This is a genomic window from Streptomyces sp. SGAir0957, from assembly GCF_043523415.1.
Genome location: NZ_CP027293.1, coordinates 4,623,097 through 4,635,522, shown reverse-complemented (window position 1 = coordinate 4,635,522; position 12,426 = coordinate 4,623,097). Strand labels below are relative to the sequence as shown.

General features: G+C 70.5%; 13 protein-coding genes. 2 read left to right on the top strand and 11 right to left on the bottom strand.

Translation table 11 applies throughout. From position 1 onward, the window contains the following. Nucleotides 1–52: 52 nt before the first annotated feature. The 7 genes from C1N81_RS25625 to C1N81_RS25595 all read right to left on the bottom strand — a co-directional run bounded on the left by C1N81_RS25625 (nucleotide 53) and on the right by C1N81_RS25595 (nucleotide 7,854). Nucleotides 53–388 carry a DUF2516 family protein gene (locus C1N81_RS25625; RefSeq protein WP_394438213.1) on the bottom strand — a complete coding sequence of 112 codons (336 nt, stop codon included), beginning with the start codon at nucleotides 386–388 and terminating at the stop codon, nucleotides 53–55. Nucleotides 389–506: 118 nt separating this feature from the next. Next, nucleotides 507–1,124 (bottom strand): hypothetical protein, encoded by a 618-nt coding sequence (locus tag C1N81_RS25620; protein WP_394432876.1) that lies wholly within the window; start codon nucleotides 1,122–1,124, stop codon nucleotides 507–509. Nucleotides 1,125–1,166: 42 nt separating this feature from the next. After that, complete coding sequence (locus C1N81_RS25615) at nucleotides 1,167–1,613, bottom strand: helix-turn-helix domain-containing protein (protein ID WP_394432874.1); 447 nt, start codon at nucleotides 1,611–1,613, stop codon at nucleotides 1,167–1,169. 149 nt (nucleotides 1,614–1,762) lie between these two features. Further along, complete coding sequence (locus C1N81_RS25610) at nucleotides 1,763–3,817, bottom strand: HelD family protein (protein WP_394432872.1); 2,055 nt, start codon at nucleotides 3,815–3,817, stop codon at nucleotides 1,763–1,765. Nucleotides 3,818–3,883: 66 nt separating this feature from the next. After that, a complete protein-coding gene (locus C1N81_RS25605) occupies nucleotides 3,884–4,522 on the bottom strand; it encodes a TetR/AcrR family transcriptional regulator (protein ID WP_394432870.1) in 639 nt (212 codons plus the stop codon). A 61-nt stretch (nucleotides 4,523–4,583) separates the two neighbouring features. Continuing rightward, complete coding sequence (locus tag C1N81_RS25600; protein ID WP_394432868.1) at nucleotides 4,584–6,827, bottom strand: phosphotransferase; 2,244 nt, start codon at nucleotides 6,825–6,827, stop codon at nucleotides 4,584–4,586. A 148-nt stretch (nucleotides 6,828–6,975) separates the two neighbouring features. Beyond that, a complete protein-coding gene (locus tag C1N81_RS25595) occupies nucleotides 6,976–7,854 on the bottom strand; it encodes a GntR family transcriptional regulator (RefSeq protein ID WP_394432866.1) in 879 nt (292 codons plus the stop codon). 173 nt (nucleotides 7,855–8,027) lie between these two features. Between C1N81_RS25595 and C1N81_RS25590 the strand changes: the two genes are divergently transcribed. After that, entirely contained in the window at nucleotides 8,028–8,219 is a 192-nt protein-coding gene (locus C1N81_RS25590) for a hypothetical protein (protein ID WP_394432864.1), read from the top strand. On the opposite strand, the gene C1N81_RS25585 is transcribed toward C1N81_RS25590, so the two are convergent. The 3 genes from C1N81_RS25585 to C1N81_RS25575 form a co-directional block, all read right to left on the bottom strand. After that, complete coding sequence (locus C1N81_RS25585; protein ID WP_394432862.1) at nucleotides 8,210–9,148, bottom strand: GntR family transcriptional regulator; 939 nt, start codon at nucleotides 9,146–9,148, stop codon at nucleotides 8,210–8,212. The two genes, C1N81_RS25590 and C1N81_RS25585, sit on opposite strands and share 10 nt — an antisense overlap. Before the next feature lie 75 nt (nucleotides 9,149–9,223). After that, nucleotides 9,224–9,991, bottom strand: coding sequence for an HAD family hydrolase (locus tag C1N81_RS25580; protein ID WP_394432860.1), 768 nt, complete (start codon nucleotides 9,989–9,991; stop codon nucleotides 9,224–9,226). Further along, the gene (locus C1N81_RS25575) at nucleotides 9,991–10,887 is read right to left on the bottom strand and encodes a winged helix-turn-helix domain-containing protein (protein WP_394432858.1); all 897 of its coding nucleotides are present in this window, start codon (nucleotides 10,885–10,887) and stop codon (nucleotides 9,991–9,993) included. The genes C1N81_RS25580 and C1N81_RS25575 overlap by 1 nt, the downstream gene beginning before the upstream one ends. A 180-nt stretch (nucleotides 10,888–11,067) precedes the next feature. Between C1N81_RS25575 and C1N81_RS25570 the strand changes: the two genes are divergently transcribed. Next, on the top strand, nucleotides 11,068–11,259 hold the full coding sequence (locus C1N81_RS25570; protein WP_394432857.1) for a hypothetical protein: 192 nt from the start codon (nucleotides 11,068–11,070) through the stop codon (nucleotides 11,257–11,259). A gap of 52 nt (nucleotides 11,260–11,311) precedes the next feature. Here C1N81_RS25570 and C1N81_RS25565 read toward each other — a convergent pair whose 3' ends face one another. Beyond that, a complete protein-coding gene (locus C1N81_RS25565) occupies nucleotides 11,312–12,232 on the bottom strand; it encodes a winged helix-turn-helix domain-containing protein (protein WP_394432855.1) in 921 nt (306 codons plus the stop codon). Nucleotides 12,233–12,426 lie beyond the last annotated feature (194 nt).

The window sequence follows — 12,426 nt, the reverse complement described above, 5'->3', positions numbered from 1 at the left end:
GCTCCCGGGGCTTCCGGGCTCCCTGGACGCCCGTGGTGTACGTACGTCGGAGTCAGCGGCCGCCGTTGTACGGACCGTACGGGCCGTCGCTGCTGGAGCCGCGACCCCTGCGGCCCCCGCCGCCGGTGATCTGCCGGACCGCGGGCCGCACGTCCACCATGTACACGATGGTCGCGATGAGCCCGATGATCGGCAGGAACGACAGGATCGGGAAGAGCAGGTTCACGACGAACGCGAGCCCGAGGATGACCAGCCAGAACGGCTTGGTCTTCTTGTCGGCCGCCCGGTAGGCGTCCTCGCGCCGGATGGCGGCGTCGACGAGCGCGAAGCCACTGAAGACGATCAGCGCAAGGCTCAGCAGCCACATCACATTGGCGAACCCCTGCATCAGCACAACGCCACCACCAAAATCGTCTGACATTTCCATCCCGTGACCTGCGGCCACCGTACCCGTACAACGAGCCGGGCACGCGCCCCGTGCCCGGCTCGTGATGGTGCGGGTCGTGCTACTCGGTGCTCTTCTTCGCGGGCGCCGTCTTCTTGGCGGGCGCCTTCTTGGCGGCGGGAGCCTTCTTCGTGGTCGCGGACGTGCCGGTACCCGTGCTCGCGGTCTCCGTCCCGGTCGCGGTCGCGGGCTTCTCGGCGGCGGCGCTCCCCGTCGTGGGCTCCGGGTCCGGCTCGACGGCCACGGCGATCTCGTTGATCTCCTCGGCGGCCTCGCCGCGCCACGCCTTCACGGTCTCCTCGCCGTGCTCGGCGACCTTCTCGTACGTCTCACGCGCCTTGACGGCGGCCTCGGCGGCGAGGCCGACCCCGCGCAGAGCGAGGTCCTGGGCGTTCTCGCCGAGCTTCTTCAGATCGGTGTCGAGGGTGGCGACGAACTCGGAGAACTTCGAGGTGACGACCGCCTGCGCCTCACGGGCCCGGGCGGCGGCCTTGTCCTGCACGTCCTTGGGATCGGTGTTGCGCACGGCCTCGAACCGCGCGGGCGCCTCGGCCCGCAACTGCTCCACGAGCCCGGGCACCTTCTTGGCCTGCTGGAACGCCAACTCGGCCGTACCCGCGGCGAAGTAGAGCGGGGTCGGGTCGGAGAAGGTCTTGCGCAGGTCGTCCTTGATGGCCATTGCGTGGTCCTCCCGGATCACATCTGCTTACGTCGTCGAGGGCTAGGCATCGCCGTGCTCGTACGCCCCGTCGTCAGGCGTCCGGTCCTCACGTACTCCGTGCTCACGTACTCCGTGCTCACGTACTCCGTGCTCACGCGTTCCGTTCTCATGCCGGAACGAGTCGTAGATCTGCAACAGCACTTGTTTCTGCCGCTCGTTGAGCGAGGGGTCGGCGAGGATCACCGCACGCGTCTCCACGTCGTCCCGCTCCCGCTCCGCGTCGAGGATGCCGGCGCGTACGTACAGCGTCTCGGCGGAGATCCGCAGGGCCTTCGCGACCTGCTGCAACACCTCCGCGCTCGGCTTGCGCAACCCGCGCTCGATCTGGCTGAGGTACGGGTTGGACACCCCCGCGGCCTCCGCGAGCTGACGAAGCGACAGCTGCGCGTTGCGGCGCTGCTCGCGCAGGTATTCGCCGAGGTTTCCGACGACGTTGAGCGATGCCATACCCCGATGGTGCCGCACCCGCGCTAACTATTGCAAGCGCCTGCTTGCAATAGTGTTCCACGCCACGCCAAGTACCCCTGTTGACCTTCTCCTTGAGGCAAGTCGGCCACCAGACCCCGTACCCCCGTACCCCCGTACCCCCGTACCCCTCAACCTGCAAACGGCACCGCTCGGCCGTGGACCACGTCCAGCCGCGAGACCGCCCTGGTCAGCACCACGTACAACCGCTCGAGACCCCGCGCCTCCGCCTCCACCACCGCGGCCGGCTCGACCGCCACGACGTGGTCGTACTCAAGCCCCTTCGCCTCCCCCGCCGCCAGCACCGTGACCCGTGCCCCCAACTCCTCCGGCCCCGCCGTCACCATCCCCGCCGCGCCCAGCGCCTCCCGTATACACACCACATCCCGCTCCGCGGCGATCACCCCGATGGACCCCTCGTACGTGAGCGCCCGCCGCACCGCGCGCACCACCCCGGCCGCCACGTCCCCCGCCACCCGTTCGACCCGTACTTCTCCGTCCCGGCGCAGCGAGCGCGCCGCGGGCACGTCGACGTCGATGCGCTCCAGGACCTGGTTCGCCAGCTCGACGACCCCGGCGGGGACCCTGAACCCGGTCGTCAACGCCACCACCTCCGCCCCGGGTTTGCCGAGGTGGCGCAGGAGTTCGCCCCAGTTCCGCGCCGCCCAGGGCGTGGTGCCCTGCGCCAGGTCGCCCAGCACGGTCAACGATCCGAAGGCGGCGCGCCGGGCGACGACCCGGGCCTGCATCGGCGACAGATCCTGCGCCTCGTCGACGACGATGTGCCCGTACCCCTCGGGGTGTTCGATCAGCCCCGCGACCTCGTCGAGCAGCACGAGATCCGCCGCGGACCACTTCGCGGACTTGTACGAGCGCGAGGGCCGCTCCCGGACCAGCGCCTCGCACTCCGCACCGTCCAGCACGCCCTCCGCGGCGGCGGCCAGTTCACCGGCGTCGGACAGCAGCCGCCACACCACCTCCTCCGGCCGGACCCGGGGCCAGACGGCATCCACGTACGCGCGTATGGCCGGGGACCGCCCGATCTTCTGCAGCCAGGCGCGGCTCGCGGTGGCTCCACGTCGTTCGGCCTGTTCCTGGACGTGCCGCACGGCTCGGCTGCGGACGCGCTCGCGCCCCATGGCGTACGGGGGCTCTTCGTGACGTACGTCGTCCACGATGCGCCGGAGTTCGGCGAGGGGGACACGCCACCGGTAGGACCCGTCCGGGACGGTGAGCGCGTCGGCGACGGCGTCGGGCGAGACCCGGGCGTAGAGCGCGCGGCGCAGCACCTCGGCCATCCGTACGTCGTGCTTGACGACAGCGGCGGCCGTACTGTCCTGTCCGACCGCCCCGCGGACCGCCCCGTCCCTCTCGACCAACTCCTCGACGGTCGACTGCCGCACCCCGCTCTCGCCGAGGGCGGGGAGCACTGCGGAGATGTAGGAGAGGAAAGTCCGGTTGGGCCCGAGGACCAGGAGGCCGCCACGCTGGATGCGCTGCGGATACGTATAGAGCAGGTATGCGGCCCGGTGCAGGCCCACGGCGGTCTTGCCGGTGCCGGGCGCGCCTTGCACGCACAGCGATGTGCCGAGCCCGGCCCGTACCAGGTCGTCCTGCTCGGGCTGGATGGTCGCGGCGATGTCCCGCATGGGGCCGACCCGGGGCCGTTCGATCTCCCCGGCGAGGATCCGGCCGGCGCCGCCGTCCTCGCCGGCGCCGAGCCGCTCGTCCTCCATGCCGGTCAGGTCGGCGGAGTCACCCTGGCTGCCCGGCGCCCAGCCGAACCGGCGCCGTACGTCCACACCTTGCGGATCGTGGGCGCCGGCCTGGTAGAACGCCCGTGACACCGGCGCCCGCCAGTCGACGACGAGGGGCGGCGCGGCCGGATGCTCGGTGATCCGCAGCCGCCCGACGTGGTAGCTCTGCCCGGCGTGTGTCCCGTCCGCCCCGTCCGCCCCGTCCGCCCCGAAGTCGAGCCGCCCGAAGAACAACGGTCCCGGCGGCAGCTCCCGCAGCCCCTTGGCGAGACTGCGCAGCTGATACCCGAGGACTTCGGCGTCGGCACCGGAGGCGGAGGCGTTCTCCCCGATGACGACCTGCTCATCGGCGCCCTCGACCATGGCGGTGAGGGCGGCGCGGCAGGTGTCGTGGAAACGGCGTTCGGCATGGAGGGAGGGCTGATCCATGCGTCAACGGTAACCCAAAAAACGTAACCGAGTTAAATCTTTAACCGAGTCACTACCCCCGGATGCCTAGGTGTGGCCCGCCGACCGCCCCGGCAGCCCTTCCGCCAACTGCCGGAACCCCACCTCGGCGGCGCGCACCGCATCCGCCTCGACCGCGTCCGCCGCCTCCCCGTTCCTGATCCGCCGCACGTTCTCCTCGGCGAGGATCCGCTGCACCGCCACGATCTGCCCGGCGGCCAGCCGCGCCTCGACGGCCGACCCGCCGCCCAGCGCCTCCGCCAGCGCCAGCTCCGACCGCTCCCGGTACCCGGCCAACCGCGCCACCAGCGCCGGCGTCCCGTACAACAGCTCCTGGTACGCGAGCACCGCCGGATGGTCGCAGAGCCCCGTCACCGGATCCCGGCGTTCGATCCCGTCCAGGAAATGCCGCCGCAACGCCTCGACCGGCGCCTCCCCCGCGGCCCGCCCCGCCACGACCCGGGCCGCCTCGTCCTCGTGGTCGGCGAACCGGTGCAGCACCAGGTCCTCCTTGGCCGGGAAGTACCGGAACAGCGTCGGCTTCGACACCTCCGCCGCCGCGGCCACCTCCGCGACGGACACCTTGTCGTACCCCTTCTCCAGAAAGAGCCGGACAGCGGTGTCGGAAAGCGTCTGCCGGGTCCGCTGCTTCTTGCGCTCACGGAGACCGGGGGCGGGGGTGGTCATGGGGAGGAGGGTACGGGGCGCCAGGTCAGGCGGGTGGCCGCACGCTGAAGGCACGCGGCGCTCAGTCGCTCGCAGGCGCCCCCGGCGTACCCCCCTCCTCATGGTCCGCGTGGGGCAGGGCGAGGGCAAGGTATGGGTTGGCCGCGGTCCAGGAACCCACGGGCATGCCGAGCCACTTGAGGGCTTTGTGGAGGGTCGTCGTGTACGAGCCGACGGCGCGCCGGACGTTGGGGGCGTCGAGGCCGGATCCCGTGACGAGGCGGTCCAGGTCCACGTAGGCGGAGCGGACGACTTCGAGGCCCTGGTAGACGGGCACGTCCTGGTTCCATCCGGCCGTGTGGGCCGGGGGCAGCCGCCGGGCCCAGCGGGCGTACATCCGCTCCCGGATCTCGCGCGCCGTGGGCGTGAGGTGGATGTGGCGCACGAGGTCGTAGAGCGGGTCGCCGACCATGGCCATCTCCCAGTCGATGAGCGTGAGGCCGAAGCTGCGTTCGTCCCGCACCAGGTTCCACGGGTTCAGGTCGCCGTGGAGCAGCACGTACGGGCGCTCGCGCACCTCGTGCCGGCGCAGGCACTCCGCGAGTCCGGCGGCGTCCGGCAGGCCGAGCCTGGCGGCCAGGTCCTTCGACGTGCGGGAGAGCGTCGCGACCATGCGTACGAGCTGGTCGCAGAGCCATACGTAGAAGCCGTCCCCGTTCATCGGCTGCGCCAGCGACGAGGCGTCCACCTCGGTCAGCCGGTGCAGCTGGTCGACGAGGTCGTGGGCCTCGCCCGACAGCAGCCCGCTGACGGGATGCCTCGGGCGCAGGCCCGCCTCGGACGGGCCCACGTACGTGTGGATCGTGAACGGTTCGGCGAAGTCGCTCACCCCGAGGGCGAGGACCTTGGGCACGCGCACGTCCACCCCCGAGTCCTCGATGGCCCGCAGGACCGCGTGCTCGTCGAGGAACCTCGGTTCGACCGGGCTGTCCGTGCCCACCTTCCTGCGCACCATGACGGGGGCGGCGTACCCGCCCACCTCGACGACCGTGCCCAGGTGGGCCGTGCCCTTGAACACCTGGCGCGCCGTCGCCGCGCCCTCGGCCCAGAGCGCCTCCTCGACCTCCGCGTCGGAGAAGGGCGCGCGCAACGGCAGGCGCTCGTCGCGCCGCCAGTGGATGGCCGCGGAGAAGAACCTGCCCCGGTGCCGGGACCCCCTGGCCACCCGCCACCGGAAGAGCAGCGGCTCGATGGCGGCCGCCTCCATCACGTGCCGCAGCCGGAGCGGGCGCCGGGCCACGCTCAGGGCCCGGTGGACCTCCTCGGACGCCACTTCCAGATCGCTCTGCGAGAAGGTGTCGCCGAGCGAGCGGACCGCCCGGATCACGTCCGGGTACACGGACTGCGCGTGTTCGAGGTCGATGTAGTGCCGCAGGTCCTCGTCGAGCCCCGCCACGGCCGCGGGCCGCACCTGCCGCATCGCCTCCCGCCAGCGCCGGATCACCTCCGCCCACTGCTCCTGCGGATAGCGCATGCGCACCAGGTGCACCGCAAGGTCGTGCAGCGGATCGCCGTACGTCGCCAGTTCCCAGTCGACGCACATGAGCGGGGGCACGCCGTCGTAGGTGACGATGACGTTGTCCCGGTGCAGGTCGCCGTGGAGGAGGCTGAACGGACGCGGGGTCAGCTTGGGCGCCCAGTGCGCGTACAGCCGAAGTGCGTTCTCCGGTACGCCCAGGGCCACGAACAGACCACCGAACTCAGCCCAATTGGGCTGCCGCACCTGCTCGTCGGCCGCGAGCGCCCATTTACGCAGAAAACCCTGGCAGTCCCGGTCGCGCGGCCAGTAGGAGGGCCGGGCCGGCAGAAGCTCCTCGGGCACGCGGGTCATGTCCGCGAGCAGCCCGGCGAAGGCGTCGATCAGGAGCGAGTCGACCGGCTTCCCGTCCCTGCAGACCCCCGACAGGGGCGTGCCCTCCATGTAGCTGTGGATGGCGACGTCACCGCGTTGCGCCAGGCACTGCGGTACGTGGCCGAGGGTGCCGCCGATCGCGTCCAGGACCGCGCGCTCGTCCTGCCAGGTCCTGATCACCACCGACGGCACGTCCTTCTTCCGGCGTCTGACCAGGACCCGGGAGCCGGCCGGGCGGCCCAGCGACACCGCCTCGCCGGCGGAGAGCTGCACCACCTGGTTGCGGTTGTGGTGTCCGCTCAGCTCCTCGCCACGGCGTCGCGCGCCCTCGACGACGCCGTCCCACAGCCAGCGTGTCCCTACCTCACGGACCTCTTCGGGCTGCTGGGACCTCAGGGCGAGATCTGCGCCCACCGGTCACTCCTGGATACTCATGCATGCGGCCGTAACAGGGCCACAGCGTAGACCCGGCCACCGGGGCCCACGACCGGAGACCGAAGGTGCCGCGTATGGGCGACGTAAAGACACTCTTCCGGGGTCCCGCGTTCGGCCCGCGACCGAATCAGTACGCGAGGCGCGTCCAGACGGAGTCGAACCACGCCTGCCACGCCGCCATGAAGACCGACCCGCGCGAGTCGGGGTTGGCGTCCTTGAGGTAGTGCGTGAGCATCGCGCCCAGGCCGAGGACGTCCAGCGCCTCGACCGTCTCCTTGTCGCTGAGGACGATGGGCCGCTCCAGCACCTCGTACGGTCCGTGCAGGGCCTGGGCGCCGTTGAGCAGGTACAGCTTGAAGGCGGGGGCGAGATCCACATGGCGGATCTCGATGCGCGCGGACTCCACCAGGCCCTCGGCCTGCAGTTGCCGCAGGTAGGTCTGCAACGAGCCGCTGTGCCGGTGCGTGATTCCGAGGAGCCTCTTCTGCAGCCGCGCGGTCAGCCGCCCGCTCTCGTCCTTCAGGGCGCGCGGATACGGCAGGTCCAGGGACTCCGAAGGCAGTAGCATCCGGACGCTGATCGCGGTCGGCCGGGACTCCCCGGACCTGATCCGCTCGATCTGCCCCCGCACCTGGGTGTCCAGCGACTCCGACGTCAGAGTGAAGACGTCGAGCGCCACCTCCTCCTGGGTGAACGCCTCGTCGAAGAACTCCCGCAGCGTCACCCGGCCCTCTTTGGCCGCCTTCGCCGTGTACGACTGGACCTGCTGAGCCTTGACCACCCGTGTACCGCTCCCCTGGCGGGACTCGACCCAGCCTTCGTCGCGCAGCTGGAGCAGCGCCTTCTGCACGGTGTCGCGCGAGACGTCGTAGTCCTCCGCCAGCTGGCGCTGGGCCGGCAGCGGACCGCCGAGCGGGAAGTCGCCGCCCGCCATGCGCGCGCGCAGGTCCTCGACGACGCGGAAGACCGCGCTGCCACCGCTCGAACCGCTCCGGCCGTTTCCCACACGGGGAACGTACCTCCGTCAGCCCAACAGCACACCGATTTCAGTCAACTTCCTTATCAGCGACCGCAGTTGCTTAACGATCTGCTCGCGCGGGGAGTACCCCTCCAAGTCGGTCCAGTCCAATTGGACCAGGAAAGGTCGGAAGCGACCACGCATCACAAGGGGTGGGGCCCATGAATCCGCTGTGGCAAGTCCTGACGCCGCTGTTCGGCTATGGGGTGGAGCAGTTCCTGCAGTCCAGATTCGGGATACTCGGCGTCCTCGCGCTGGCCGTCCTGACTCTGTTCTGGTCGGCCGAGCGGAAGTCGACGCCCTGGGCCTTCGCCGGTGTCGTCCTGGCCCTGCTGGCCGTGGCTCAGGCCTGACCGCGCGCCACGTGTTCCCACACCCCGTCGAACATCGCCTGTTCGGCGTCGACGAAGGCCGCCTGGTCCCCGCCCCGCTCCGCGTCGAACACGAACATCGGCGTGTCGAACCCCTCCACGTCGCACAGCGGCACCGGGTTCGCCCCCTCGTACCGCTCGACCTCCCGCAGGAACCGGCCGGGGATGTAGTGGCCGACCAGGGCCACGCGCTGGTTGAGGAGGTAGACCTTGCGGGTGGGGGTGCCGAGGGTGTGGCGGAAGTCGACGCGGGCGTCGATGCCGCTGCGGCGCAGGCCAGCGACCGTGTCGGTGAGGACCGTCCGCTGGGCCGCGCGCTGGGCGCGGCTGCGCTCCTTGACGGCGCGGTCCAGGGCGTCGTCGTGGCCCCAGCCCTTGTCGGGTGAGGGGTAGTCGAGGTCCTGGTCGAGGAGGGGGAGCAGGACGCGGAGGTGGACCGATTCGGGGCGGTCGGCGCCTTCGTAGACGCGGCGCAGGGGTTCGCCGAGCGCGGTCATCAGCGTCTCCGCCGTCAGGCAGGCGACGTCGACCCGCACCTGGGGCTGCCCGAAGGCGGCCACGAGGCGCGGGCCGAGGATGGAGCGCGCCGCGCGGGAGCCGCCGGTGACCTGACCGGGCGGGGCGGCGGCGACCTGGGGCGGGCTGCCCTTGCTGACGTTGGTCAGCAGGCCGTCCGCCTGGAGGCGCTGGAGCGCTTGGCGGACCGTGCCGCGCTCCACACCGAACTGCTCGGCGAGCGCGGCCTGCGTGGGCAGCCGGTCGCCCGCCTTGAGGGCGCCGCCTCTGATGCGCTCGCGCAGGGCGCCGGCGATCTCGTCGGAACTGGTCCTGGGGGTGGAGCTGCTGGGGCTGCTGTTGCCGTTCACCGCGACGTACTCCCGTCCCGCCTCGGCAAGATTCCGCCTTGCCAAGTTGCGTCAACTCTACGTCAGTTGGCAGCCAACTCCACCTGACGTGCGCGGAACTAAGGGCTCCGCGGAGCGGAACTAAGGACTCCGCAGAATGGCCAGGAGCGGTTCCAGGGAGCTGACCACGTGGCGGGCGCCCGCCTCCCGCAACGGCGTCGCCTTGCGTTCGTTCCGCGCGTAGCCCAGGAACGGGACGCCCGCGGCGCGCGCGGCGAGCAGGTCCGTGGGGGCGTCGCCGATCATCAGGGCGGTGGCCGGAGCCGCCCCCATGGCCCGCAGGGCGAGGTTGAGGCAGTACGGGTCCGGCTTGAGGAGGCGCAGGTCCCGGGTCCGGCCGTAGATGTGCGGCTCGAAACAGGGGGCGAGGCCGCGGCCCTCGATGTAGCGACGGGCCGCTTCGGGCGAGTTGTTGGTGGTGATGGCGAGGCGGGCGCCGACCGCGGACCAGGTGCGGATCAGCGGGTCGGCGTGCTCGGTGGGCCAGGCGGAGCGGACCGCCTTCAGCTCCTGCTCGGTGAGACGTTTCTCCATCTCGAAGACCAGGTCGCTGTCGGGCCGTTGCAGACCCAGGCTGCGCAGGGCGCTGTGCGGATCGTCGTCGGTCCGCTCCGCCGGGGTCAGCGCCTCGCCGAGGCCCTGCGCGTCCAGCCAGTCGACCTGCTCGCGCGCGATCACGGGGGCCGGGCGCCCCGCGAAGAGGCGGCAGATCGGCCCGTCGAAGTCGAAGAGCACATGGCGTGCGCCTTTGACCAGATCGGTCAGCGAACGGTCCGAACCGTTCAGCTCGTGTTCTGCTCCCGTCACTTCCGCCACGGGAACGCTCTGTTTCGTCGCATCTGAAGTCACTAGGAGAGTGTCAGGTCGGAGGTGATGGTTTCCCAGAGGGCGGTGAACCACTTCTGCGACTCCTCCACGAACGCCCGGTCCCGGTGGCCCGTGCGCTGCTCGAAGGAGAACAGCAGCGCCTGGGAGCCGGTGGCGGCGTACATCTCCAGCTTGGTGCCGCTGTCGATCTCCTCCTCCCGGCGCGTGACCATGTAGTACGAGAGGAGCGCCTCCGCGTCGTTGAGCAGGTAGAGCTTGACCGGCGGGGTGAACGGCAGGGCCCGGAAGGTGACCTGGACGTCGATGCCGTGCGAGGAGCGCAGGGAGCGCAGGTTGTGGCGCAGGACCTGGCCCTGGGCGTTGCGCGTGGCGAGCCAGCGCTCATGGACCGCCTCGTCGTCCGCGCGGTCGGTGCCCTCTTTGCTGTCGGGGACCGGCACCGGGAACGCGAGGTCGATGTCGCGGCTCGGCAGCAGGATGCGTACGTCGATGGACTCGGGCCGCATCCGGCCCTCGTGGATGAGGCGCAGCGGCTCGCCGAGGGCCAGCATCAGCGTCTCGGAGGTCATGCAGACGGCGTCGATACGCACCTTCGGCTGGGCGAACGCCTCCACCAGGCGGGGCGCGAGCGCCACCATGGTGGGCCGTGGCGCGTCATGGGCCGGGGACGAGGTGGCGATACGCGGCGGGCTGCCCTTGCTGATGTTGCTCAGGAGGCCGTCCGACTGCAGGAGATGGAGCGCCTGGCGGACCGTGCCGCGCTCCACGCCGAACTCGACGGCGAGCGCGGCCTGGGTCGGCAGCCGCTCGCCGGCGCGCAGCCGGCCCGCCCTGATCCGCTCGCGCAGGTCGTCGGCGATCTCCTGGGGCGACAGCCTGCCCCCACCGTTCAGTGCCGCGTCTGCCATGTCAGCCATGTCTGCCACGCCCTCCAGTCACGAACCAAATGGTACAACTCCCTTTCACTTGGCGGCACTTGTAGTTGACTTGTTTATGGCCAGGCGCCAAGTGGGGACAACTACAGTAGAGTTGGTTACCAACTTAGGCCAACCACTACCACCATCTTCTCCGCCTTGGCCGATGAAGGAGGAAACGTCATGGCCTTCCTGAGCCTCCTCTCCGCGGTGTTCGTGATCACCTTCGAGCAGCTCGTCCAGTGGCACTACGGACCGGCCGGCATCGCCGGTCTGCTCCTGCTGGCCATCGGCGCCAAGTCGCGCAACGCCACGTGCAGTTCCGTCGGCGGTGTCCTGCTCGCGATCATGGTGGCCGGACCCGCGCTCAACTGAGGAACCGGGCAGGACCGCACGGCGCACCGGCGCTCCGAGGCGCCGGCAGGGCCTACGCGCTGAGCGTCAGATCCGTGCTGATCGTGTTCCACAGGCTGTTGAACCACAGGTGGGACTGTTCCACGAACGTCGTGTCCCGCAGGCTCGCACCCTGCTCAAACCCGAACAGCTTCTGGCGCACGCCCTGCGCGTCGTAGACGTCCACCCGCTCGTGGTCGATCTGCGTGCCGCGCCGCGTCAGCGTGTAGTACGCGAACAGCGCCTCGACGTTGTTGAGCAGGTACAACTTGACCGGCGGCGTGAACGGCAGCGCGCGGAACGCCACCTCGACGTCGATGTTGTGCGTGCCGCGCAGCCCGAGCAGGTTGTGGCGGAGCACCTGCCCCTGCGCGTTGCGCTGCTCCAGCCAGTAGCGCTGCAGCCGGTCCCCCGTCACCCCGTCCGCCTCCACGTCGGCGTCGGCCGGGGCCGGGAAGGCGAGGTCGATGTCCCGGCTCGGCAGCAGGACCCGCACCCGCACCTTGGCCGGTTTTATACGCCCCGCGTGAATCTCGCGCAGCGGTTCGCCCATCGCGAGGGTCAGCGAGACGGAGGTCAGACACAGGGCGTCGATCTCCACGTCGGGAGCGCGGAACGCCGCCGCGACCTTCTGCGCCAGCGCGACCATCGTCGGCTGCGGCAGGGCGCCAGGACCGTCCGTCGCGGACCTGCTGATGTCCGCGACGGTGGCCGGACTGCCCTTCGAGACGTTGGCCAGCAGGTGCTCGGACTGCAGAATCCGCAGCGCCTGGCGTACGGCGGAGCGATCCACATTGAAGTCGTCCGCCAACTGCGCCTGGGTGGGCATGCGTTGACCTGGACGGAGGGACCCGGACCGGATCCGGGCGCGCAGCTCGTCGGCCACTTCGCGGTACGTCCACTGCGTCCGCCGCGGCTCCTGCCGTCCATTGACGGCGGCATGTTCCGCACTCATCTCCGAAGGCTACAACTTCCCGCCATCTTGGGGGAGTTGCAGGAAAGGTGGTTATGAGTCGCGCTTCAGCGGAGATAAGTATCAATGAGTTGGTGACCAACTTGAGCGACATGGTCGGACAACCTCGGGGGTTGGCGTCGGTCACACAGGTTGGTCTACGTCACCGGCATGGCGTCGGAGTTGGTCACCACTCG

Excerpts from the sequence above, each read along its gene's own strand:
- C1N81_RS25590 (WP_394432864.1), top strand. The coding sequence starts at position 8,028 with ATGAATCCGCTGTGGCAAGTCCTGACGCCGCTGTTCGGCTATGGGGTG.
- C1N81_RS25625 (WP_394438213.1), bottom strand. The coding sequence starts at position 388 with ATGCAGGGGTTCGCCAATGTGATGTGGCTGCTGAGCCTTGCGCTGATC.
- C1N81_RS25575 (WP_394432858.1), bottom strand. The coding sequence starts at position 10,887 with ATGGCTGACATGGCAGACGCGGCACTGAACGGTGGGGGCAGGCTGTCG.
- C1N81_RS25570 (WP_394432857.1), top strand. The coding sequence starts at position 11,068 with ATGGCCTTCCTGAGCCTCCTCTCCGCGGTGTTCGTGATCACCTTCGAG.
- C1N81_RS25605 (WP_394432870.1), bottom strand. The coding sequence starts at position 4,522 with ATGACCACCCCCGCCCCCGGTCTCCGTGAGCGCAAGAAGCAGCGGACC.
- C1N81_RS25610 (WP_394432872.1), bottom strand. The coding sequence starts at position 3,817 with ATGGATCAGCCCTCCCTCCATGCCGAACGCCGTTTCCACGACACCTGC.
- C1N81_RS25565 (WP_394432855.1), bottom strand. The coding sequence starts at position 12,232 with ATGAGTGCGGAACATGCCGCCGTCAATGGACGGCAGGAGCCGCGGCGG.
- C1N81_RS25615 (WP_394432874.1), bottom strand. The coding sequence starts at position 1,613 with ATGGCATCGCTCAACGTCGTCGGAAACCTCGGCGAATACCTGCGCGAG.
- C1N81_RS25620 (WP_394432876.1), bottom strand. The coding sequence starts at position 1,124 with ATGGCCATCAAGGACGACCTGCGCAAGACCTTCTCCGACCCGACCCCG.